Origin of the sequence: Ideonella alba, from assembly GCF_018069875.1 — a bacterium.
GTDB classification, from domain to species: domain Bacteria; phylum Pseudomonadota; class Gammaproteobacteria; order Burkholderiales; family Burkholderiaceae_C; genus Ideonella; species Ideonella alba.
The window spans coordinates 576366-600466 of sequence record NZ_JAGQDF010000001.1 but is presented as its reverse complement, the minus strand read 5'-3'; the positions used below and the strand labels follow the sequence as shown (position 1 = coordinate 600466).

Sequence of the window (24101 nt, the reverse complement as noted above, 5' to 3'; positions counted from 1 at the left end):
TGGCGCTGCTGGAAAGCTCCCCCTTTCCACTTGCTGTGCGTGTTACCGGGCGGCCTGGCGCGGCCCGCAGACCGTTGCAGCAAGATCTGTTGCGGGCGCGCTTCGCGCGTCGGGCCTCAGGCCACCGGCGGCGCGCCCGTCCCACCGGGTGGTTCCGCCACGGCTGCAGGTGTCCAGTGTTCTGAATGGGGCGGCCACTCACGCACCAAACGCACGCCAATGCCGCCGTAGCGGTCGTCGGGGTGGTAGCGGAGGCGGCACGAAGGGCGGCAGAGCGTGGCTGAGTTGCGGAACGCACCGCCCCGCAGGGCTCTGAAGCTGTCTTCATCATCAAGCCTGGCAGCTTGGCCCGCGCTGTGGCGGGGGCCAGGGCCGCGCCAGCCTTGCGCCCGCACATCGGCTGCGAGGGCATTGCTGCACCATTCCCACACGTTGCCGGCAGCGTCCAGCAGGCCGGTGGCCGATGCCGCGGCGCTGAACAGGCCCACCGGTGTGGGGCCGTTGCAGCGGCTGCGGCCGTGGTTGAAGTGCAACGGCCCGGTGCGCCAGCCCTGGCCCGGCCGCCGCGGGCCGCGCACGCCGGCTTCCCACTGCAGCTCGGTCGGCGGCCGCAGTTCCAGCACGGTGAGGCCGGCCTCGCGCTCGGCTTGCTGCTCGGCCCGGTAGAAGGCATCGGCCCAGGCGGCATAGGCCAGGGCTTCGAACAGGGTGATGCCCACCATGGGCTGCAGCGGGCTGTTGTAGCGCGGGTCGCCCAAGGCCCAGGGCCGGTAGGCCTGGCCCACAGGCTGCCCCGCCAGCGCGCGCCGCAGCCAGCCCTGCGCCGCCGGGCCGGCCGCCACCCACCAGGGCGCGTCGGCGCTGGCATAGCCGCCGCCGTCCACAAAGCAGCGCCATTCAGCCACTGTCACCGGCAGCCGCGCCATCTGGAAGTGCGGCAGCGGCAGCGTCCAGGCGGGTTGCTCATCTGCAAAGCCCAGCCAACTGCCGATGCGGTAGCGCGCCGGTGGGCCGCCCGGCGTGCCCAGGCCGGCCCACAGCGGCGCCACCGGGCGCAGGCCGCTGCGCGCGGGCCAGGCGCCTGCGGGGCCAGCGGCAGGTTCGGCTGCGCTGCACCAGGCATAGCGCAGGTTGTCGCGCAGCAGGCCCAGCAGCTCAGCCGCCAGCCAGCGCAGCCGCAGGTCCACCCCTTGGCCGCGCAGGGCGCCATGCCATTGCCGCTGCCAGGCCGCCTGCAGGGCCGGCGGCAAGCCGGCAATGGCCTGCGGCAGCAGCGTCAGCAGGCCGGCGCGCCGCAGCGGGCGGCGGGCGCTGCGGCCGGTGTCTGACAGCGTCAGCAGCAGTTGGCGGCGCAGGTGCTGCAGCACCGGGTGGGGATCTGCCCAGGTGCGCGCCGGCGGGCCTTCCAGCTGCTGCACCAGGGCCGGCAGGGCCGCGCGCAAGGGCTGCCAGTGGCCGTGGTACAGCAGCCACGCCAGCCAGGCGGCGGGCTGGGCCGCAGCGGGCAGGGCCAGGCCCAGCACCTCGTCCAGCTCACCCGGCGGCGGCAGGGCCAGGCCGCCGAGCTCCTGCTGCATGCGCGCCAAGGTGCCCTGGGGCAGGCGCTGGGCCAGCCAGGCCCAGCAGGCCGCCTCAACCGGCGTCCACAGTTGCTGGTGAATCAACACCTGCCAAGCGGTGGGCCGGTTGGCCCATTGGGCACCGTACACGCTGCGCAGCTGGGTGTTGTCGCCCCAACGGCGCAGATTCACCTTCCAGCGGGTGGTGCCGTCGATGGGCTCGAAGATCAACCGCTCGAACCACCAAGCCCGCAGCGTCTGCGCCCGCTGCAGCAAGGCCTGCCGGTCAGCCCCCGCCGGCAGGCCCACGGTGGCGCGCAAGAGGTCGTCGGTGTCGATCTCCACGCCGCTGGCCAGCAACTCCTGCCACACCTGCGGCGGCACCGCCTGCCAGCCGGCATCGGCCTGGCGTTCCTGGTGCTTGAGTTCATCCACATCGCGCCGTGTGCCGGGCTGCGGCCAGCGGCTGCGTTCCAGCGCGGCCAGCAGGCGCTGCAGGTGGGGGTGCAGCGGCGCCGGGGCCGGCTGGGGCTTCAGCCGATGCCAGGCGCGCTGCAGCCAGTGGCCTGCAGGCTGCGGCAGCGGCGGCGGGTCGCCGGGCAGCAGGCGCATGGAGGCCAGCCATTCGCCCCAGGCCTGATGGCTGAACTTGAAGCTGTCGTGCACCGTGTCCACCACCGCCAGACCCAGCACACTGACGGCAGCGCCCCAGGCGGTGCGCAGGGCGTCGTGGCGCGCATCGTGGGGCGGGTAGCGGGTGTCGCGCAGCCACAGCGCGGTTTGGCTCCATTTCACGGCCACGCCGCCGCGCTCGTGGGCGGGGCGGCCGGTGTCCAGGTCGGCCCACCATTGGTCTTCGGCCTGCTGCAGCAGGCTGCTGACCAGCTGGCCCTGAAGCGGCAGTTGGCGCAGCCGGGTGCTGCGCCAGGCGCTGGGGTGGCGGATGGCGTCCAGGTCATCGCTGCTCAGCAGGCCCGCGGTCTTCAGCAGCGCCTCGTGGGCCGGCACCAGGGCGTGGCCGGGCACCAGGCCCAGCGCGCGGCGCAGGCGCTGCCACAGCCAGGCGGCGAACAGGGCCGAGCGGTCACCGGGCGGCTGGGTGAAGCCGGCTTCCAGCAGGTCGGCATAGGCGGCCAGGTTCAGCGGCGTGCTGCACAGCGCATAGGCGCCGGGCACGGCCCGCAGGGCGGCCAGGTGCTCTTGCCAGACGCCCGGGCGGTGGCCGGTGTCGGGCGCACAGCGCAGTTGCAGGTAGCGCTCAATGCCGTCGTCGCCCCAGGGCTGCACATCCACCCGCAGCAGGCGCAGCCCGGGCATGTCGCCCACATGGTGGGGGCGCACCGACAGCAGCAGGGGCGGCGCGGCCGGCAGCGCGTGTCGGAAGGCCCGCACCACGTCGGCGGCGCGGTCGGGGCGCTGGCGCGGGTCGGCCATGGGCAGCTCGTTCAGGCCGTCCAGCAGCAGCCGGGGCTGGGGAAGCTGCGCGCGGGGGCGCTGCGGGTCCAGCAACTGTTGCAGTTCTTCGGGCGCGGCCTCCAGGCGCAGGCGGCGCCGCAGCCAGGCCACCGGATCGGCCTCTTCTTCGGGCAGCTCAGCCAGCGGCACCAGCAGTGGCAGCTCGGCCGGGGTGTGGCCGCGGTCTTCGTCCTGCAGAGCCTGGCGGCACAGCTGCTGCAGGTGGTGGCGCAGCAAGGTGGTCTTGCCGGCGCCGGGGGGGCCGGTCAGCACGTAGGCGTCGTGCAGGCCGCGGGGGTCGAATTCGCGCAGCAGCTGCGGCAGGCCGTTGAAGTCCTGGCCCTGGATCCTGGGCTCGTCTTCGCCCAGCGCGTTGTCACGCACGGCCAGCGCCACAAAGGTGGCCTGCACGCGGTTGTCTGCCTCCCACTGCGCCCAGCTGCGCAGCAGGGCCTGCTGCAGCGTGGGTGCGTCGGCCGTCTTCACGGCTTCCAGCCGGCTGCTGGGCTGCGGCGGCACCGAGGCTTCGGCCAGCAGGTCCTGGAGCAGGGCGTGCTGGTGGTCCGTCAGCGGCGCGCAGGCGTCGGCCAAGGCCTGCAGCAGGTCGGCCATGCTGGCCTGGCCCACCGGTTCCGGCGCCTGCTCCTCCAGCGGCAGCAGGTATTCGGTCTGCTCGGCGGCCACATACAGGCGCTGGGGCAGGCCCTTCATGGCGGCCAGGGCGCGCACCAGGGGGAGCAGGGCTCCGGCCTTGTTGTCCACCTGGCCCACGGCGCACAGGGCCCAATCGCTGCCCAGCGCGGCGGTGACGGTGGTGCGCCGCAGGCTGCTGCGCGACACCTGGCGCAGCCACTGGCGCCATGGCGCGGGCGCGGCGTCTTGCAGCAGCTTGAGCGCACCCACCGCATAGGCGGCACCGGCCGAGTTGCCGTCCACCAGCGGCATGTCCACCTGCGGGTTGGCAGGCGCCAGGTCCCAGGCAATGGCGATGTGCTGCAGCGGCGGCAGTGCACTGCCCGCGGGCGGCGGCAGCAGCGTGGCACGCAGGGCCCGGGTCACCGCACGCAAGGTGTCGGCAAACAAGGGCGTCATCGGCAGCAAGGCGCTGGTGGGCGCGGGCACCAGGGCCAGATGGGCATCGGCCTGCTGCACCAGGCGCAGGCGCAGGCTGGCCACCACACCCTGGTGCGGCCCGGCACCGCTGAGCAGCACCGGCAGTTCGCACTGCGCCTGCGCGCCCAGGTTCAGCGGTGCTTGCCAGCGCAGAGCGGGGTGATGGTCCAGGGTGTGGTGGATCCTTGAGGCCTGGCGCAGCCACTCGTCGCGGATGGCGGCCACGGCGGGGTGGGGCGTGAACAGGTCGTCGGGCGGGGCGGTTTCAACGCCCTGCCCCCACAGCACCTGGACCACCGCGCGCAGGGCCAGCGCAGCCGGGGCTTCGTCGCAGGTCCAGCCATCAAAGGTGTGCAGCAGGCTGTTCGTGGCCAGCCGGAGTTGATCCAGTGCCGCACTGTCCGCGTGGGTGGCGGCCAGGCGCGCCACATCCAGCAAGGCCGGCGGCTGGGTGCCCTGGCGCAGCACCAGTGACCGGTGCCACTCGGTGTGTGCTTCAGCGTTCAGGTACAGCAGGTGCAGGGCTTTCTCGGGGCTCATGCGTGTGCGTGGGACTGGGCGTGGTGCGAGCGTGAATCCATTGTGCAGTTGGAATGCGCAGTCGGCCGGCGGCGGACTGCAGGGGCAGGACCGCAGTGGCCTGGGTGATGCGCGCCAACGCGCAGGGGCCGCAGTGGTGGCCCCATGGCCGCCCCGGGCGGACATGGTTCGTGGCGTCAGCGGCATCCGGGCTGCAGGCGTTTTTCGTCCCCAATCCTGTGGACGCCGATGCAGGGCCATCCAGCCCAGGCGCCTGACAATGCCAAGCACCTCAGCCACCCAGGACGACCACCATGCTGCTCGGACTGTCTACCAACCTGCGTTGCGACTCGTCGGTGGCCTGCCTGGCCAGCAGCGGCCGCAGCTTCGTCTTCCGCTACCACTCGAGGACGACCACCCAGCCCCAGAAGCGGCTGCACCCTGCCGAGGCGGCCGCGCTGGCCCGTGGCGGCTTGTTCGTCGCCACGGTGTACCAGGACCGCGCCCGGAAGCTTGAGGACTTTGGCGCTGCACGCGGCACCGCGGATGCCCAATCCGCCATCGTCTTTGCCGGACAGGTCGGGCAACCGGCCGGCAGTGCCGTCTACTTTGCCGTGGACACCGACTTCAGTGCGGCCGAGATCCAGCAGGCGGTGATCCCGTACTTCCGGGCCATTGACCAGGTCTTCCGCGAGGCCGGTGGTGGCACGGCCTACCTGAAGATCGGTGTGTATGGCTCGGGACTGGCCTGTCGCCTGGTGGGTGCGCTGGGCTTTGTCAGCTACCGCTGGCTGGCCGAGGCCACCGGCTGGCGTGAGTCCAAGACCTACACCTCATGGACTGTCAAGCAGACGCTCAACACCGGCCAGAGCCTGTGCAACCTGGGCACCGAGTTTGAGCGTTGCGACGCCCAGGATGAGTTCGGTCAGTTCCAGCCCGTGGGCTTCAACGTGCAGGCCGGTGAAGGTGAGGTCCGGCAGGTCGTGGCCGACGGGGGCAACCTCCGCCACTGCCCCACCACGCGGTTCAATGAGCCGGTGACCTTTCTGCCCGGCGGGCAGTCCGTGCGGCTGCTGGGCCCGTCGGCCCCCGGATGGCAGCGCGTGCGCACCACCCTGGGCGGCAGCGATGTCATCGGCCACATCGCCGAGTCCAGGCTTGAGGCGCCCGCGTCCGGCCCGTTGGCCACGCCGCTGCTGGCACCCACCAAAGTGGCAGCGGCCGTGTCAATCCCCGCCGCCAGCCTGGCCGAGAACAAGCCCAGCGCCCACCGCGGGTCGACAGAAGGCCGCGCTTTCCCGATCGGCGAGGCCTCGCGCAAGACGCGCGATCCCGCCGCTTCGCCGGCCGACCGGGTGCGACAGCTCACCGAAATCGGCGACTGGCTGGCCTCGCCCACCAGCCCGCGGTACCAGCCCACGCTGCAGGCCACCTATTGCAACGTCTACGCGGCCGACTACTGCTACCTGGCGGGCGTCTACCTGCCGCGGGTCTGGTGGACCGATTCGGCCCTGGTGAAGATCGCGCAGGGCATGGACGTGCCCGTTCTCTACGGCAAGACCGTCCGGGAACTGAAGGCCGACGACCTGTTCGCCTGGCTGTGCGACATGGGCCCGCTGTTCGGCTGGACGCGCGTCTTCGACACCACCGCCCTGCAGGACTCGGCCAACGGCGGTGGCATCGGTGTCATCTGCGCCGACCGCAAGGCCGCGGGGCGCTCCGGCCACATCACCGTGGTGGTGCCGGAAGTGGCCGGACACGCCGCCCTGCGCGATGCCGACGGGCACGTCGTGCAACCCCTTCAAAGCCAGGCCGGAGCCCGCAATTTCCGCTACGGCAGCGCGGGGCCGTCCTGGTGGTTGAGCGACCAGTTCATCGATCGGTGGTTCTTCATTCATGCGTGATGTAGGGGCCCTTCAGCACTGTGGGCCCATCAAGGCAAACCCGCCGCGCCCGCGAGCCGCGCCGCCGTGGCCAGCCAGGCGTGGCAGCGGGCCAGGCTGAAGTGGTCGGCCTCGTCGCGCAGGGTGGTTTCAGCGTCGATCCAGTCTGGCAGGCCGCCGGCAGCCGCTTGGAGCAGCGACCATTGGCTGGGCAGCGCCTGCGCTGACAGCCCGCCCGCATAGCCCACGCGCGCACAGGGCAGCTCGGCCCGCGCTGGCCAGCGGGCGGGCAGCAGGCCACGGCCGCCAGAGGCGTCCAATGTGGCGGGGTCAGCCAGCGCTGTTCTGGCGGGAGAAGGCCCAGCGTGTAGTTGACTCTCAGTAGGCTGTACGTACCAAACGTACACCGGTTTGGCCAAGATGAAGTTCAAAACGGCATGAAGGGCGACACTTCGCCAATTGGTCGAAAAACGTGCCGCCACGTGCGGCCACTCGCCTCGCCGCTTGGTCGTCGAACCACTCAGCAAGCATCTCGCGCCGGCCATCAATCGTTCGATAGGTAAAATCCCACTGCCGACTCGCGCACCATTCCCACACCTGACCACAGGCATCGAAGACGCCATGGGCGGTGACGCCCGCAGAGAAGCTGCCTACTGGGGCAGTGCGATTGAGTTTCTTGCCATGGTTGAACACAAGCAACGCGGCGGCAGCATGCTCAAACTCAAACGGCCAGCGTGGCAGCGCGCGCAGCCACGGCGACCACCACGGCGCGGGTCCGCGAACGCCGGCCTCCCATTGACCTTCAGGTGGCACGCGAACCGGCCAGCGCTCGGCGACAGAGGCGGGCGCTTGGCTTGGCTCAGCCTGCATGTAGAGCGGCTGGCACCAAGCGACATAGGCCTGTGCCTCATAGGGGCTGAGGCACAGCATGGGCTGGGCGGCCTGCGCTACTCGCGAATCACCCAATGCCCAGGCGCTCGTGAATAGGCCGACAGGACGGTCCCTCACCCAGCTCCTGGCGCCGCCGCCGACAGCCCGCCACCACGGCGCATCCGCACTGTCATAGCCCTTCTTGGCAAACCAGCGCCATTCCGCCACTGTCACCGGTAGCCTAGCCATGGCGAACGCATCGAGCCATAACGCGCAGGCAGGCTTCTCGTTGTCTTTGGCCTCCTTGTCCCACCGCGACGCCCCGATCACAAAGCGCTGCTTGCGCCCCGGCTTGCCGAACACCGCCCACAGCGCCGCCTTCAGCCGCAGGCCGGTGCGCCAGTCGCCTTCGGGCGCCTGGGCGGTGACCAGTTCGTAGCGCAGGTTGTCGCCCAATTCGCCCAGCAGGAAGCCGGCTTCGATGCGCAGGCGGAGGTCCACCTCCTGCGGCTGAAAGGCCGCGCGCAGGCGCTGTGCCCACCAGGCCTGCAGCGGGTCGTCGGCCGGCAGGTTCAGCACCGGGGCTTCCACGATGCCCAGCACGCCGCTGGTGCGGATGCGGGGCTTCAGCCTGGCGCCCGCGTCAGACTGGGTCAGCAGCAGCACATGGCGCAGCAGTTGCAGCACGCCGTGCGGGCCGCGGCGACGGTCGCCGGGAGAGGTGTTGGGGTAGGGGCCGTCGGGTTCCAGCAGGTGCTGGTGGTCGATGGCGATGCGCGCGGCCAGCGGCAGGTTCAGCGGCAGCAGGCGGCGTATCCAGGCCACCGGGTCGCCCGAGAGTTCGGCGGTGAAGCGCAAGCGCTCATGGTGGGGTGAGACGGTGGGCAGCTCCAGCCGCGCATCCTCCTGCTGCAGATGCGCCAGCAGGTCCTCACTGCTGGGGTTCAGCGCGGGCGCGGCCAGGTTTTCGGGCAGGTCGGCACCGCGCTCGCGGGCCAGGGCCAGCAGGAACTCATGCCACTGCTGGTGCACGAAGGCAAAGCGCCCGGCCTGCAGCGTGGCCAGGCCCAGGCGGCGCACGGCGTCCAGCCATTGCTGGCGCAGCTCGCTGTGCAGCGGCAGGCCGGGGGCGGCGCGGTCGGCGGACACGTCGTACTCGGGCAGGCCGCGCTGGTCCACCATGGCGGCGGCGGTGGCCAGCAATTGGTCCACCAGCAGGCCCATGCTGCGGTCTTGCAGGCGCCAGTGGTCGGCCTCGGCGGCCTTCAGGGCGTCGTCGCCCTTCAGGTGCGCGGGCAGCAGGGTGGTGGGGACAGGATCCTTCAGGTCCTGGTTGAGGGCGTACCACAGCAGCGCGCTGAACAGGTCACTGCGCCGCGTGGCCGGGGCGCGGCCGGGGCGCCAGCGCAGCAGGGTGCATTGCGCGGCCAGGAAGCCGGGCGTGGTGCAGAAGCTGCGGAAGTGGGCGTAGGGATCGGCCCAGTCGGGTGGGGCGTCAGCGCCCTGGGGCGGTTGCAGAAACCGCTTCAGGCTTTGGGCCGCGTCGGCCTGCAGGCCGGCCTGGTCGATGTAGGCCGCGCAGGCGTCCAGCGACCAGGCTTCCACCTTGGCCTGGGCCAGCCGCCAGCCGGGGTGCAGCGGGCTGTGGGGCAGCAGGCTGCGCTCGCGTTCACGCACGGTGAAGATCGGCGGCAGCAGCAAGGCCTGGCGCAGGGCCAGGCTGTTGCACAGGGCGTGCAGCGCGGCTTGGCGCAGCTCATCGGTGGCGGCGCTGAATTCGTTCAGGCCGTCCAGGCACAGGCGCAGGCGGATGCCGTGGCGCAGCCAGGGCAGCGGCGGCGCCGCTTGCGGCGGCTGGCCGGGTGCCGCCTGGCGCGGCCACCAGCGCTGCAGCGGGGCGCTGTCGAACAGGAACTGCTCGAACTGCTGGCGCAGGCCGGCTTCGTCGGCCGGCTGCGGCTTCCATTCGCGCAGCGGCAGCAGCACGCAGACCTCGATGTGGTCCACCGGCCGGCTGGGCGTGTCGGCAGCGTAGGGCGTGAGCGGCGCCACGCCGCGCAGGGCCTGCAGCGCGCGGCGGGCGGCGCCCATTTCGCGCCAGGCCAGCAGGGTGGACTTGCCGGCAAAGGGCGCGGCGTCGATCAACCAGCCGGCGTGGTGGGCGTGCGCAGGGTCGTCCAGCAGTTGCTCCAGGCGGTAGGGCTGGGGTGGCTGGGGCTTTTCGGGCTGGGTGCTCGGGTCGTTGCTTTCCTTCTCACTGGAAGCCAGGGTCAGCTGGGTGTAGCGCTGCGCCAGGCGGTGCGGGCTGCTGCTGAAGGCGGCATCCGGCCCGCCGGCACGCTGCGCCCAGCGCCACACCAGCCAGGCCTTGAGCGTGGCGGGGCGCGGCTGGGCGCGCACGGCTTCGATGAGTTGGGTGTCGGCAATGTCGGCATCGTCCTGCACCAGCAGGTGGTGCAAGCGGCGCGCTTCCGGGCTGGCCAGGCCGCTGCCGGCGGTGCGGCACAGGCGCTCGATGAAGGCGGGCAGGGTTTCGGGGTCGGCATGGCTGGGATCGTGCGCCAGGCCGGGCTGCCGGGCGGCAGTGCCCAGCAGCAGGCCTGTGCCGCCATCGTCGCGGTCGGCGTCGTCCAGCAGTTCGAACAGGGCCTGCTTGTGCGGCATGCCGCCCACCGGGTGCACGCTGGGCCAGGGCGGCACGCCGGCCGCCGGGTCCGGCAGCTCGCCCAGCGCGGCGCTGACCACCAGGCGTTCCAGCGCCAGGTCTTGCAGCTGGTCCTGCAAGGCGGCGTGCGGGGCCTGCAGATGGTCCTGCAGCAGCCACAGCGCACCCAGGGCCAGGCTGACACTGGCCGATGCACCGGTGATGGCGGACAGCGGCGTGGCCTCGTCCTGACCGGGCACGGTGGCCGGGCGCAGGCTGAAGGCCAGGCTGGGTGCATCCGGGTGCAGCACCGCGCGCAGCAGGGCTTGCACGCGCTGCAGGCTGGTCTCAAACACCGCATCGCCCGGCAGCAGCACGGCACCGGGGGCGCGCACCAGGCTCAGCGGCTGGGTGAGGCGGCGGCCAGGTTCGGGCACGCGCCACAGATCCAGCCACGCGGGCTGGCTGGCGCCGTGGGCGTACTGCCAGCCGCCCACCAGCAGCACGCGCAGCGACAGGTCCGGCGGCGGCAGGCCGCCCTGCACACAGCAGCGCGCCAGCAGGGCCGCCTGCAGGTCGTCGGGTTCGGGCTGGCCCGCGGCAGCCTGTGCGGCCAGGAAAGCCACCTGGGCGGGGGTGAAGTGCGTGCCGCCTGCGTGGGCAGGCCGGCAGTGGGCATCACCGTCGTCGGCGGCAAAGCCGGTGATCTGCAGCGCACCCTGGCGGGCCTGCAGCGCGTGGGCCACGCGGGCATCCATGCCCTGCCCCGCCTGCCGGTGGGCGCTCTCAAAGTAGACCTGGTGGCACAGCAGCAGCCACGGCGGGAACGCGCGGCCCAGGTGAATCCAGGCGATCTCAGACGGCAGCGCCGGGCGCTCGTGGGTGGCGGTCAGCGCCACATCCACCGCCTGGTTGATCAGGCGGTTCTCAAGTACGGAGGGGTGGAGGAAGTGGTGCATCGGGCCGATGGCCGCAGGTGAAGCGGGCAGGCCCGATGCTAAAGGCAACGCTGAACAAGCCCCTCGCGGCGTGCGCATCCCTGCTTCGGGCGGTCTGCGGCGTTGCACATCCTCGCCATAGCCCGGGCTATGGCTGTGGTGTGCGCCTTGCAGCCCATCCCGAATCAGGGCGCGCCCATCCGCGGCGACTTGTTCAGCGTCGCCTAAAGGCATGGTGCGCCCGCTGCGCCCGATAACGCGCAGGAGTGACGGCAGAATGGGCCGGCCGCCCTGCCCCCGCGCCAGGCGCCAGAACCACAGGTCCACGCATGCGCCCCGAAGACATCCAGGACTTCATCGCCCGCCTGCCCGGCTTCAGCGCCGAAGGCTGGCAGCACCTGTTGCTGGCACGCGAAGGCGCCTTGCCGCCGCAGCTGCTGCCCTTCGTGGCCGACCTGCCGGCCCACACCACCGATGCGGCGGCGCTGCTGGACGCGCATCTGCCCATCGTGGCTGAGCTGCCGCCGCTGACCGATGCCCAAGGCCGGCCGCGGCTGTGGGTGGAGCGCCCGTTGCACCAGGTGCAGCGGGTGGTGCATGCGCTGCTGGCCGGCCATGACCTGCACACCAACACCCCGCCCCAGGTGCTGGGCATCGGGCCCGACACCGCGCCGCTCAGCATCGTCACGCAACAGCATCTGGCACAGGCCATGGGCATTGCCGCGCGCTGGCTGCAGGCGGCAGTGCGCAGCGGGCCGGCGGCAGACCCGCAGGCCGCCAACCCGGCCGCGCGCACCCCGTGGCACAGCTGGTTGCCACCGCAGGCGGGCCCCGCCTGCACGCTGCCGGTGGTGCTGGTGAACACGGCGCTTCGGCAAGGCGTGCAGGCCGAGCTGAGCCTGCGCCTGGTGCCTGAACCCGGGGCCCGCCTGTGCCTGGTGCCGGCGCCCGCCAGCAGCCTGCTGCTGCGCGTGGACACCGAATGGGACGACACCCTGGCCCAGCTGCGCCAGGCGCTGCTGGCCGACCTGCGCGACAACGGCGCCTGGCCGCTGCAGGACACCGCCATCGCCTGGGACCTGTACCGCCGCGACGGCCAGCCGTTGCTCACCTTGGAAGGCCCGTCTGCCGGCGCCAGCCTGGCGCTGGGTGCGCTGTGGCTGCTGCGCGCCGCGGCGCCCCCCAGCTGGCAACACGACCTGATGGCGCTGGAACCACGCCACCTGCGCCGCTGCGCGTTCACGGCCGCGCTGGGGCCGGGCTGGCAGATGCTGCCGGTGGGTGGCCTGGGCGAGAAGAGCGAGGCGCTGCTGCCGCTGGCCCACGCCATCGCTGCGCAGGCAGCCCACGATGGCGCCGAGGCCCCGCTGGCACTGGGCGTGAGCCACCTGCAAGACGTGCCCGTGGGCGCCGGCCAGGCCGCGCCCGGCCGCGTGGCCATCCAGCCCTACTACAGCGTGCTGGAGGCCGCCCAGGTCCTGGCCAGCCAGGCCGACCGGCTGAGTCCCGAGCAGCAGCAGCTGTGGGACCTGCTGGTGGCGCCCGGTGACGCCCCGCTCAGCCCCAGCCCCGGCCTGCTGCGGCAGGTGGCCCAGCAGCCCGCCCTGTCACTGCGCCAGTACCTGCTGCGCTGCTGGGCGCAATGCGCTCAGGCCATGCACCCCAGCCTGCCGCAGCGCTTTGTGCCGCTGGACCTGGTGCCGCTGAAAGAGAAGGACAGGAAGTACCAAAGCCTGCACGAACTGCTGCTCGAGCGCGACAGCACGATGAAGGAAAACGGCTACCTGCTGCGCGGCAAACCCGGTGCCGGCAAGAGCACCCTGCTGCGTCACCACCTGCAGCGCGCCGCACGGCGGCTGCTGCAGTGGCATGCCGGCAGTTTTGTGCCCACGGCAGACGACGCCGGCCAGCCGCCGCCGCATGAACTGCCGGTGTACCTGGCCTTGAACAAGCTGCTGCCGCAGGAGTCACCCGACACCTGGCTGCGCGAACAGCTGAGCCACCAGCTGCCGCCCGAACTGCTGCAGTTGCTGGCCGGCCAGGGCAGCTGGGCGCGCGAACGCGGCCTGAAGGCCCGCGTGCTGCTGGACGGCCTGAACGAACTGCGGGTGGCCCATGCCGGCCAGCGCCCGGCGCGCGCCCGCCAGGTGGTGGGCGCCATGCAGGCGCTGCTGCGCGGCCCTGCCGGCTTGCCGCTGCTGCTGAGCATTCGCCCCCAGCACGCCGACGCGCTGGGAGAGTTCAAGGTGCTGAAGGTGGAGGTGCAGGACTGGACCGACAGCCACATCAAGGCCTACCTGGGCCAGTGGTTCCCGGGCGAGGTGGAAGCCCGCTTCAAGGCCCTGGCTGCGGTGAAGGGCGCGCTCAGCCTGTGCGGCCGGCCGCAGCAGCTGGCCGCCCAGTGCGAACTGATGGACAGCGGCCTGAAGGCCCTGCCGGGCGACCGCGCCGCGCTGTTCAACGCCTGGCTGTGGCAGCGGCTGCGCCGCGCCCGCGGCCGGGAATCCGGCCACGAAGAGGCCCGCGAGGCGGACAACGCGCTGGACGACAGCGCCCTGGGCGTGGGCCCTGCCGACGATGTGCTGCTCACCAGCGAAGACTGCGCCGCCATTGAAGACGACGAACGCTGGCAGCAACAGGGCCCGCCCAGCGTGACCACGCTCAAGGGCCAGTTGGTGCGCAGCCTGGCCGGCCAGGCCCTGGCCCAGTGGGCCGCCGATGCCGGCCCGGCCGCCGCCGGCACCGACCGCACCGCCGGTGAGCAGCCCTTTGACAGCGTGGCCCCCTGGCTGCACCGCAGCACCGACGCCGCCCTGACCCACCCCGAAGAGGCGCTGCGCAAGCGCTTCGCCCGCGCCGCCCGCGCCCTGGGCGTGGTGCAGGTGGACGACGCCTGCAGCACCTGGGCATTCGACCACCAGGCCTGGGGCGAATTCCTGGCCAGCTGCGCCCTGCTGGCCACCAACCCGCCGGCCAGCGCCGGGCTGCTGCGGCGGCTGTGGCTGCCGGCGCTGCCGCACGACAGCGACGAAGCCGAGATCAGCGCCCTGGCCCAGGACGGCAGCCAGGCCTGGCAGGCCGTGCCGCAGGCGGTGTGGGCCGGGCTGCTGAAGGACGGGTTGCCCGTGCCCTGGGAGGACTTACTCAACGACTGCTACAACCCACCGCCGCGCGATGCGCGGGAAATGGAACTGGCGAGCCGGCAAGTGGTCAGCGACTTCCCAGAGTTCTTTGGCGACGGCACCTGGCGAGACATCACGAAAGACGGCCAGCGTTGGTGCAGGGCGAACTTGGGCCTGTGGGGCGACACCTTCGGTGTCAGCGCCGCGCTGAACCTGGGCCAGGCTGAAGACTGGCGAAACCCGCGCAAGGCCGGCGCGGCGGGCTGGCAGTTCCTGGTGCTGCAGCGCCTGCGCCCGGTGTTCCGGGACAAGTTCTGGAAGACGCTGCGCGACCTGCTGGGCGACGAGGCGGTTGAGGCCCTGCAGGGCCAGCAAGGCCGCCTGGAAGAGCCGCCCGCGGCCGAAGGCGCCGAGGTGCTGGGCCTGGCGCTGCTCGGCCTGCCGCTGCCGCGGTTGCGGGCCTGGCTGCAGGCCCTGCTGGCGGTCGATGGCCCTGCCGCGCCCCGGGCCGGCGCCCCGGACGAGCCCACCGGCCAGCCTACCGGGCCGCTGTGGCCGGCGCTGGCGGGCGTGCTGCCGGCGCTGCAGGCCCGGCTGGAACCCGAAGGCGCCTGGGGCGAGCACGCTGCCGCCGGCGCCAAGCCGCGGCCGCCTGACCCCGCGCTGCAGCACCTGCGCCGCGTGCTGCTGCTGCACAGCCTGGATGCCGGCGCCGCCAGCCTGGCCGGCGTGCGCGCCAGCGGCTTGCTGGATCTGCTGGATGCGCCGCCCGCCGTGGCCCTGCCGGCTGAACTGCAGGCCGCCTGGCAGCGCTGGCGCGCCGCCGCCTTCCAGGGCGCCGGGCAGCGGCTGCGCCTGCGGCTGCAGGCCGGGCTGGCGCTGGGTGAACTGGGCGACAACATCCGCTACCAGTTCATCCGGCCCACCCGCCCGAACGCCAGCCCAGGGCTGCGGCCCCACCCGTTGCTGTGGGCCCAGGTGGGGCCGAGCGAGCGCAACCAGGAACAGCGCTTCTGGATTGGCGGTGGTGACGAGGATGACGAGCAACCGGCCTGGCAGGCCCCCTTGCCCGGATTCCTGGCCTGCCGGCTGCCGCTGACGGTGGGTGAATGGCGCTGGTTCCGCCGCAGCCCGCAGGGCCAGCGCTGGGAGTGGACGATGGCCGACGATGCCGACTTCAACAACCCGCTGCAGCCCGTCACCGGCATCAGCTGGCGCGCCCTGTGCGCCTATGCCGAATGGGCCGATGCGCAGTGGGACGAAGCCCCCGGCCCAGACGGCCAGCCCGCGTCGCGGCCCCACCTGGCCCTGCCCACCGAAGTGCAATGGGAAGCCGCCGCGCGCGGGCCGCTGCGCGGGGAGCCCGCAGCCGCACACGACACGCCACCGCCGGCCACCCTGTTTAACCATGCCAACACCCGCTGGGCGCGCCCCAGCCCGGTGGGCTGCTTCAGCCGCGGCTTCACCGCGCTGGGCCTGGCCGACACCCAGGGCAACGTGTGTGAGTTCTGCGCCAATGCCCTGACCGACGAGCAACTTGCGCGCGGCTGGCATGAAGAGGCCGACCAGGTGGCGGCCAACCAGCCGGCGGAGGATGGCGACCGCGGCGATAGAGCCCTGCGGGGCGGGGCGTTCACCGACGCGGCGGCACGGTGCCGCGCCTCGTATCGCCTCCTCAACCGCCCCGGCCTCCACTACGGCAACTTCGGGGTGCGCTTGGTGCGTGTGTGGCCGCCCCCTTGAACCCTGAACACCAGGGGTCTGGGCATGCCAACACCAGGGCCGAAGCGCGCAGGCGGTGGCGGTGGGCCCGGCTCGCGAAGCGAGCCGCAAAAAAAAACTTTCTGGCCGCAGCGCAGGCCCGAAAAAAGGTGGGCCGCACCGGGATGCATGCATCCAGGGTGCGGCCCGGTTCGAGATGCGCCGCGGCGCCGCCTGTTGCCAGGCCGCGCCACGCCGAGACCATGGGCGCGCCATACCGGCCTGCGGGGCTCAGCGCAGTTCTGCCGGCTCCCCGCGCCGTCGCGGTGACCGCGCGAGCACCGCCCCACCGTGACCCAGCACATGGCCACGCTGGCGATGCGCGTGCATGACGCGCTGGTGGAAGCGCGCCACCAGCGCGGCAGCGGGCGCGCCGCCGCACTGCGCACGGCGGACACGGCACTGGACCAGCTGCGCCAGTACGGCCAGTTGGCCTGGACCTGGCGCTGGTGGAACGATGGCCGATACCAGCACTTCAGTGGCCTGTGCGAGGCGCTGGGCCGCCCGCTGGGTGGTTGGCGGCGCCAGGTGGGCGACGGGCCGCCGCGCGGGCCTGCACCGGGTTGACGGCGGCCGGCGGCCGGCGCGCTTCGGCCACCGGGGTGACATGCGAAGGTCCACGGTGTTCAGGGTTCTGAATGGGGCGGCCAAACACGCACGAAACGCACGCCCGTGCCGCTGCTGAGGCTGCCGGGGAGGTTGTGGCCGCGACACGAGGCGCGGCACTGTGCCGCCGTGACGTCGAACGCCCCGCCGCGCAGGGCTCGGGGTGTCTGCAAGGTGGGCAGCGCGCCGTTCCACCGCGCCTGGGCTTCGTCTTGCGAACCGGGGTGGTGGTAGGGCCGGGGCCCCGCCGGCAAGGCATTGCCGCACCATTCCCACACATTGCCCTGCCCGTCTGCCTGGCCGGCCGGGCCATAGGCCGCGCTGAACAGGCCCACCGGGCTGGGCCGGTTCCAGCCGGTGGCGGCATGGTTGAAGGCCTGGGCCGCCGGGGCCTGCGCGGCCGGCAAAGGGCGCGGCACAGGGGCCGGCAGGCCATCGGCCCCCGCGCGCTGGGCGGCTTCCCACAGCACTTCAGTGGGCAGGCACAGCCACCAGGCCGGCTGCCCGGGCGCGGCCGGCGCCCCGGCGGTGCCTGCCACCATTGGCCGCGCCCAGCAGGCATAGGCCACGGCTTCGAAGACGTTGATCGTGGTCACCGGGTTGAGCGCCCAGCCCCAGTCGGCGTCATCCAGGGCTTCGGGCTGGTAGTCCTGCCAGCGCAACCCGGTGTCCTTCAGGTACTTCTGCAGCCACTGCTGCGCCGCCGGGCCGGCCAGCCGCCAGTGCTCGGCCTGCGGGTTGTAGCCGCCGGCCTGCACGAAGAAGCGCCATTCGGCGCAGGTGAGGGGCAGCCGGGCCACCTGGTAGTAGGGCAGCGGTGGTGTGTTGAACGCGCGCTGCTCGTTGGGCCAGGCTTGGGCATCGCCCGGCTCGTCGCCGATGCGGTGCGCCGTGTCACGACCGGGCTGGCCCACGCCGGCCCACAGGGCGGGCTTGGGGCGCAGGCCGGTGCCGCTGGCCGCGGCGGCGGCTTCATAGCGCAGGTTGTCGCCCAGCAGGCCCAGCAGCTGGGCGGCGTGCAGGCGTTCGCGCAGGTCGCGCCCGGGGCCCTGGAAGGCCTGGGCCTGTTCCTGGCGCCAGTGGGCTGCCAGGGCGGCGTCGCAATCGGCATCGCGGCTGGCCAGCAGGGCCGCCTGGCCTGAGGCTTCCACGCCGGTGCGGGCGGCCGCGCCGGCATCCAGCTGGCGCAGCAGCAGCACGCGACGCAGGTGCTGCAGCACGCCGCAGGGCGGGGCGGCGGCCCAGGCGGTGGCGCCGTCTTCCAACTGGCGCTGCAGTTCGGGCAGGGCCGGCTGCAGCGCCGCCCACAGGCCGTGCTGCAGCAGCCAGCGCAGCCAGGCCTGCTGGCCGGGCCGCGGCAGGGCCAGCAGGGCCAGGCCCAGCACTTCGTCCAGGCTGCCCACGCTGGGCAGGGCCAGCGCGCCGTTGCTGCGCCACAGGTCCCTGGCACGGTCTTCGCCCACGTGGCCGGTGAGCCTGCGGCGCACTTCGGTCTGCCAAGGCGTCCACAAGTGCTGAAGCACCAGCGCCCGCACGCAAGCCGCCTGCTCGGCCCAGGGCTGGCCGGGGCGGCCGTAGAGTTCGGCCAGCACGAGCATGTCGCCCCAGCCCTGCAGGGTGATGGAACAGCTGTCGCTGGCGGCGTCAAGCTCCAGCGCGCCGTCAGCATGCAGGCGCTGCCAGTCGCCCCAGGCACTGCGCTCCACGTCACCATGCTCCGCGAAGTAGTGCTCAGGCCAGCCAATCTCGCGCTTCACATCGCTCAGCCGCAGCGGCAGCGGCTGGGCCAGCAGCGAGCGCCACCAGGCCTGGCCCGGCGCGCCTTGCCACCATTCCTGGTCAGCCTGCTGGCGCTGGTGGGCCAGTTCGTCTTCGGCGCTGCGTTCGAAGGCGCGGCCCTGCTGCAGCCGGGCCTGCAGTTCAGCAAGCGGTTCAGGCGGCATGGCTTCAGGCGTGGGCGCCAGCAGGCGCACGCTGGCCAGGTATTCACCCCAGCTCTGGTGCATGAAGCGGAAGCGCTGGCCGCGGCCTTCGGTGTCTTCGGCCACCATGCCCAGGTCACGCACCGCGCGCAGCCATTTGTGGCGGGTGGCGGGCGCCAGCCAGTGGGCCACGCTGCGCTGGGGGTCGCGCGGGTGGTTCAGCGGCACTTCCACGGTGCCGCGCTCTTCGGGCGGGCGGTCAGTGCCCAGCCACTGGGCCAGGGCCTGGCGGAACAGGCCGGGCAGCAGGGCGCCGCCGGCATCGGGCCAGGTGACTTCGTCGCCTTCCCAGTGGCTGGGGTCCTGCAGGAAGCGGCGCTCTTCGGGGGTGATGAGCGCGGGGTCGTGGAACAGCGGGTTGCGCAGCGAGCCGTCGTCGTGGTTCACACCCAGTTCGCGCAGCAGGGCTTCGCGCAGCAGCCGGGCATAGAGGTCGGCCCGGTGGCGCACCAGCTTCTGGCGGCCACCCGCCCACAGGCGCACCTGACCGGCGGAGTTGAAGGGGGTGGCACACAGGTCCAGCACGTGGCGGTGTTCGGGCTGGTTCAAGGCCTTGATCAGCGCCTGGCCGCTGGGGTGCACGCTCACCTGGCCGTTGTCGCCGCGCTGGCTGAAGCAGCGGGCCACGTACTTGCACACCATGTCAGCCGGCCAGGGCTGGACCTGCACGCAGGCACCGCGCTGCACCTGGCTGAGCTGGTCAAAGCCGTGGTGGCCGCGGGCGCTGAGCAGCGGCGCCAGGCGCAGCTTCAGTTCACTGGTCAGCCGGTCCAGCACCTGCTGGGCGCGCTGGAAGCGGCCGGTGTGCGGGGGTTCGGGCAGCTCGTTCAGGCCGTCCAGCAGCAGGCGCAGCTGCACCCGCTGCCAGCGCGGCGTGGGGCGGCCGGCCAGCAGGTCGTGCAGCTCATCAAAGGCTGGGTAGAGCTGGTGGGCGCGGCTGCGCACCCAGGCCAGTGGGTCGGGCACATCGGCGGGCAGGCTGGCCAGGGGCAGGTACAGCGGCAGCTCGATGGGGGTGGTGTCATCGGCCGCGGCGGCGCCCTGCGGGCCGGCCAGCAGGCGGCGCAGGCCGTCTAGCGCCAGCGCCTGTTCATGGCGCTGCAGCAGGGTGCTCTTGCCCGCGCCGGCCTGGCCTTGCAGCAGCAGGGCCTTGGCGCGGTCCTCGCCGCGGTCGGCGTCGTGCAGTTCGCGCAGCAGGTGGGACAGGCCGGGCAGTGGAACGGTGGGAAGGGTCGGGGCGAGGCCCTCGGAACCCGCCGCCGCCTTCAGCGCCAGGGGCACGAAGCGCATGTGCAGCTCGCCCTGGCTGTGGCGGGCCCACCAGGCCCAGCGGACGATGAGGTAGTCGCGCAGGTTGCGCACCTGGTCACGCTCGTGCCAGGCGGCTTCGCACTGACGGTCCAGCAGTTCGCGCTGGTCGGCGGGGGGTGGGGGCTGCTGGTCGTCGTCTTCCGGCGGGGCGTGCAGCGGCATCTGGGCCAGCACGTCGCGGAAGGCCGGGCGCGGCTGCGCGGCCTGGGCCATCTCATGCAGCAGCTCGGGCAGGCTGGCCACCGGGTGGGTGTGCACATGGGGCAGCAGGCCCACGTCCAGCTCCCGGTGGTTGTCGGGGTGCAGGAACAGGTGCTGGGCGTCCATGGGCAGCGGGCGGCCCGGCCGGCGGTGCTGGTAGGCCAGGGCCTTGTCGGGTGCGGCGCCCACCGGGTGGAGCTGGCCGTGTTCGTCGATGGCAATGCTGATGCCCGCCTGGGCCAGCAGGCCGGGTTGCAGGGCCACGGCCGCCAGGGCCTGGCGCAGCGCAGGTTCGGCCGGGTCCAGGTGCTGTTGCAGCAGGCTGAGTGCGGCCATGCTGAAGGCGGCGCCGGCCGAGGGGCCTTCCACGGCCAGCAGCGGGTATTCGGGGGTGTGCAGGTTCCACTGCAGGGCCATGTGCTGCAACTCGGCCCGGCCCGGGGCCAGCAGGCGGCGCAGCAGCCGGGTGACGGTGTCCAGCGCATCCACAAAGCTGCGGGCGCAGAAGGTGAGCGCATTGGCCGGTGCGGGCACAAAGGCCAGAAAGGCGCCGGGCGCCGGCACCAGGCGCAGGCGCAGCACGGCGCGCAGGGCGCCGCGCAGGCTGTCGTCCACCAGCAGCTGCACCTGGGCGATGGCGGGGTCGCCGCGCTCGCCGGGGTTGGCGGGGTGCTGCGGGTTCAAGGCCAGCTGACCGGCGGCGTCTTGCAGAGCGGCGTCGCGCCACAGCAGGGTCTGGCCGTAGGGGGTGGTGTCGGGCGGGACCTGGCGCTCGGATTCCAGCGCCTGGTCGTGGGCGCAGAACAAGGCGTAGAGCACGCGCTGGAGCTGCTGCCTGGGTGTTTCTTCGGTGGGCCACAGCAGCGGGTTGTTGGCCGGGCGCTGCTCGGCCAGCACAGCGAACAGTGCCGCGGCCTGGGCCGGCCAGGCCTGCAGCCAGTGGGCGCGCAGCGCATGGTCGCCGGACTGGGCCAGACGCAGGGCGTGGCCGAAGAGGCCGGGCCAGCCGGTGGCGTCCCGCGGCACCAGGGCCAGCAACTGGTCTTGCGAGATCTCGGGCCAGGGAGGTGGACTGGCCGGTGCCGGGGCGTTGCTGGATGGCATGTGAAGCGGGTGGGGGCGGTGGGCGTGCTCAGCGCATCATGGCAGAGGGATCAGGGTGGCTGCGGTGCCGGGCAAGGCCTTCGGCCAGTCTTTCATGCGGGCGATGGCGCCGCCGGCCGGGCTGAACAGCGCCTGGTCGGTGCCGGCCGCCAGCCTGAGCACCACCGGGGCTTGCAGGCGAGGCAGCAGCACCAGCCGGTGGGCCAGCAGGCGCGCCGCTTCGGCCACGGCGGGCGCCCAGGCCACCCGCACGCGGACGGCCAGCCAGGACGCGTCGTCCGCGTCGTTGACGCTTTGGCGTTCGATGTACAGGGTGTAGGGCCAGCGGCCGGCGGCACCGGGGGCCTGGGCCTCGCCGTGCAACGTGGCCACGGGGAACCACGGGTGGCTGAAGGGCGCTGCCGCGCCGAGTGCGCCCACAACGCCCAGGCCCAGGCGGTTGGCGGTGGGCATCTTGAGCGGCGGAGGTGGGGTTTGCCAGCGGGGGCGCGGCACGGCGACGGTGTCCGGGTCATGGGAGCCTTTGGGCTCGGGTGCCGCCTCCTCCATGGTCGGCTCAAGCACCTCGTTGCCCTCGTCGCTTGGCAGTTGGCCGCTGTCACCCAGCTTGAAGCGTTCGGCGCGCCAGGCCTTGAAGGCCGCCTGGTAATCGCGCCCGCTGGCCTTGTCGCCCGGCATGGCCAACAGCGGAATGCGCGCCCCGCGGCTGAGACGCCAGCCCACCTCGACCCAGGCGTCGGGGCGGGTGAGTTCAGCGGCCACGCGGGGCCACCAAACGGCCAGCGGCTGGTCCCAGCCGTGCAGGTTGATCAGCCGCTCGGTGCCCGGTGGCAGGTCCAGTTCGTCAATGGCCTGGTCCAGCTCAGGCATGGGCTGGCTGCTGTGGACGCGCACGGCGGGGCAGCCGGCAGCCAGCGCGTCGCGCACCTCGGCAGCCAGGGCATCGGGGCCGATGGCGCGCACACGCCGATGGCGCCATCGCCATTCGGCCAGTCGGTCGTGGCCGGCCAGGGCCTGCAACTGGGCGTTGATGGTGGGGGCCGCGTCGGGTTCCTGGGTGGGATCGGTCAGCAGCAGCCACAACTCGGGGTACAGCAGGTTGACCTCGGGCGGCGGGGCGTCAGTCAGGGCAAGGCTCATGGTCGGGTGGCGGTCAGAGAGTCGGGCATGGCGGCGACGATGTCGTGGCCGCGCTCGTGCATCCAGCCGTGGTAGCTGGCGATGGTGGACAGGCGGGGCAGCAGCTTGTCACGTATGAAATCGGCGTTGATCACGGTACAGGGCGGGTGCCGGCCCTTGCCCGCGGGAACGGCGCTGGGGCCGCCTTCCCGATACGCCAGGTGGTAGATGACGGTCCGGCGCGTGTTGTCCATGTGCATCTGCAGGGCCTGCCAATCAGTGGCGGCACGCGCACCGGAGGCCGGCGCGAGCGCGGGGCTGGTGAGGTCGCTGGCGATCTCGCGGGCCAGCGCCATGACGAGGGGCCACTGGGTCTGGAAGAAGTCGGTGTCCAGCGCTTGCTTGCTGAGGAACTTCATGACAGCGGGCCCCATGGCGGCCGGGTCCTGCGGCGCGAGATCGGTCAGGGTGGCGTGGTGCCAGTGCTGTCCTGTGGGTGCCTGCCAGCGCAGGCCCTCCACCAGGCCGACGGCCAGACCCGTGTCGTGGTCGGCCTGGGGCTGGTCGCGGCGGCGGCGCAGCAGTTTCTCGATACGGCGATCCAGAACCACCTGCCCGGCACTGGCGGTGCGCGCCGGCATCCACCCCAGGTGGCCATGCAGCGCTGCCAGGAACAGGCGGCTCAGCAGCCACCACTCGGCGCCCGGGTGGACCAGCAGCTCCCGCAGCTCCCGCAGGGTCTGCAAGTGGCTCTTGCTCCGCGGCTTGGGGCGGTCCGGCACTGCGGGGCGCTGGGTCGGTGCCGCCGGGTCACTGCAGTCCTGGCAGGTGCAGCGGTAGTCGAGCGGAGCCTCTGGGCGCCACGCATAGGGCAGTTGGGTCGGGTCGTCGGCGTAGTCGTAGGTCTTGCGAACGCCGTCCTGGTTCCTGGGCCCGGACACCTTGCGCTCGCCGGCCTGGGCCAGCAGCTTGGGGACGAACACCCCGTCCACCGAACGCCAGTGCTGGCGTGCCAGGTCGATGGCGGTTGAAGGCCCGTCGCGCAGCAGGCTGAGCTGGCGCAGGGCGCCACACACCGTCACGCCCGGGTGGTAGCGGCTCTTGATCGACACGGGCGACAGCAGTGCCTCATGCCGCGTGGCAAAGGCAGTGGCCGCGTGGGCCAGCAAGGTGGTGAAGGGGCTCTTGGGGTTCTTGGCTGCCTCCAGTCGCTGAACTTCGCCCGCGATCAGCGCCGCAGCAAAGTCCGCCGCAGCCACGGCCTGGGCGCCGGACGACAACTCGGTACCCGGCAGCGGCCGTGTGTATTCCCGCGGCACCAGGCCGTCTGCCGGAAACGGCATGCAGCGGTGGCCCAGCCAGTGCTCGCGGATGGCTGCGATGTGGACCTGCTCGTTCTCCTCCAGTGGCATGGCCGACTCCTTGGCGGGTGGTGCGGGGCGAGATGCCTACCGTACTGCGCTTCGCTTCGGATTGAACCAGCCGGAGTGGCCAGCCTGGGGACAAAAACCGGCAAAGGTTCAGTCGGATCTTGGCGGACCGGTGGGCGGAGATGAAGTTTGCCGAGCGGCGCGGGACCGCCAGCGGCCCGCGGACGCTGTTGTAGCGGTCGTTCGGGTTGGACGCTGGGTGTCCACCCAGCAGCGGTTTCGGCGAGCGCCCATCGCGGCCGTTCCAGTGCGGCTTACGCGGGCGGCTCCCAGACGATCGGCGAATTCGACGGCCTCATCGTGACCGCCAAACGAGAAAGGGGCCTACCTCACGGTAGGCCCCTTCAGAAGTTGGCGCGGCTGGCAGGATTCGAACCCACGACCCCTTGGTTCGTAGGTGAGATTTCGAACTTAAGCCGTTGATTTAATTGAACTTTTCTGAGCCACTCATTCCACATTTTGCGCTGGTTTGGTCTGTTTTGGC

At 72.4% G+C, this 24101-nt stretch carries 9 protein-coding genes; 3 read left to right on the top strand and 6 right to left on the bottom strand.

Annotation, left to right across the window (positions count from 1 at the left end; translation table 11 throughout):
* Positions 1-116 precede the first annotated feature (116 nt).
* On the bottom strand, positions 117-4667 hold the full coding sequence (locus KAK07_RS02665; RefSeq protein ID WP_210858879.1) for an SUMF1/EgtB/PvdO family nonheme iron enzyme: 4551 nt from the start codon (positions 4665-4667) through the stop codon (positions 117-119).
* A gap of 293 nt (positions 4668-4960) precedes the next feature.
* Between KAK07_RS02665 and KAK07_RS02660 the strand changes: the two genes are divergently transcribed.
* Entirely contained in the window at positions 4961-6550 is a 1590-nt protein-coding gene (locus KAK07_RS02660) for a DUF1906 domain-containing protein (RefSeq protein WP_210858877.1), read from the top strand.
* A gap of 29 nt (positions 6551-6579) precedes the next feature.
* Here the strand turns inward: KAK07_RS02660 and KAK07_RS02655 are convergent, their stop codons facing one another.
* Positions 6580-6849, bottom strand: coding sequence for a hypothetical protein (locus KAK07_RS02655; protein WP_210858875.1), 270 nt, complete (start codon positions 6847-6849; stop codon positions 6580-6582).
* A 58-nt stretch (positions 6850-6907) separates the two neighbouring features.
* On the bottom strand, positions 6908-11002 hold the full coding sequence (locus tag KAK07_RS02650) for an SUMF1/EgtB/PvdO family nonheme iron enzyme (RefSeq protein WP_210858874.1): 4095 nt from the start codon (positions 11000-11002) through the stop codon (positions 6908-6910).
* A 308-nt stretch (positions 11003-11310) separates the two neighbouring features.
* Here KAK07_RS02650 and KAK07_RS02645 point away from each other — a divergent pair, with 308 nt between their 5' ends.
* Both KAK07_RS02645 and KAK07_RS02640 read left to right on the top strand, forming a co-directional pair.
* Positions 11311-15846 (top strand): SUMF1/EgtB/PvdO family nonheme iron enzyme, encoded by a 4536-nt coding sequence (locus KAK07_RS02645; RefSeq protein ID WP_210858873.1) that lies wholly within the window; start codon positions 11311-11313, stop codon positions 15844-15846.
* 309 nt (positions 15847-16155) lie between these two features.
* On the top strand, positions 16156-16431 hold the full coding sequence (locus KAK07_RS02640; RefSeq protein ID WP_210858872.1) for a four helix bundle protein: 276 nt from the start codon (positions 16156-16158) through the stop codon (positions 16429-16431).
* 59 nt (positions 16432-16490) lie between these two features.
* Here KAK07_RS02640 and KAK07_RS02635 read toward each other — a convergent pair whose 3' ends face one another.
* The 3 genes from KAK07_RS02635 to KAK07_RS02625 are packed head-to-tail and all read right to left on the bottom strand — an operon-like array spanning position 16491 to position 23599.
* Positions 16491-21068, bottom strand: a complete 4578-nt coding sequence (locus KAK07_RS02635) for an SUMF1/EgtB/PvdO family nonheme iron enzyme (protein WP_210858871.1) — start codon at positions 21066-21068, stop codon at positions 16491-16493.
* A 36-nt stretch (positions 21069-21104) separates the two neighbouring features.
* Positions 21105-22208, bottom strand: coding sequence for a hypothetical protein (locus KAK07_RS02630; protein WP_210858864.1), 1104 nt, complete (start codon positions 22206-22208; stop codon positions 21105-21107).
* Complete coding sequence (locus KAK07_RS02625) at positions 22205-23599, bottom strand: hypothetical protein (RefSeq protein WP_210858862.1); 1395 nt, start codon at positions 23597-23599, stop codon at positions 22205-22207. Before KAK07_RS02625 ends, KAK07_RS02630 begins: the two co-directional genes overlap by 4 nt.
* Positions 23600-24101 lie beyond the last annotated feature (502 nt).

Excerpts from the sequence above, each read along its gene's own strand:
- KAK07_RS02645 (WP_210858873.1), top strand. The coding sequence starts at position 11,311 with ATGCGCCCCGAAGACATCCAGGACTTCATCGCCCGCCTGCCCGGCTTC.
- KAK07_RS02630 (WP_210858864.1), bottom strand. The coding sequence starts at position 22,208 with ATGAGCCTTGCCCTGACTGACGCCCCGCCGCCCGAGGTCAACCTGCTG.
- KAK07_RS02635 (WP_210858871.1), bottom strand. The coding sequence starts at position 21,068 with ATGCCATCCAGCAACGCCCCGGCACCGGCCAGTCCACCTCCCTGGCCC.
- KAK07_RS02660 (WP_210858877.1), top strand. The coding sequence starts at position 4,961 with ATGCTGCTCGGACTGTCTACCAACCTGCGTTGCGACTCGTCGGTGGCC.
- KAK07_RS02665 (WP_210858879.1), bottom strand. The coding sequence starts at position 4,667 with ATGAGCCCCGAGAAAGCCCTGCACCTGCTGTACCTGAACGCTGAAGCA.
- KAK07_RS02650 (WP_210858874.1), bottom strand. The coding sequence starts at position 11,002 with ATGCACCACTTCCTCCACCCCTCCGTACTTGAGAACCGCCTGATCAAC.
- KAK07_RS02625 (WP_210858862.1), bottom strand. The coding sequence starts at position 23,599 with ATGCCACTGGAGGAGAACGAGCAGGTCCACATCGCAGCCATCCGCGAG.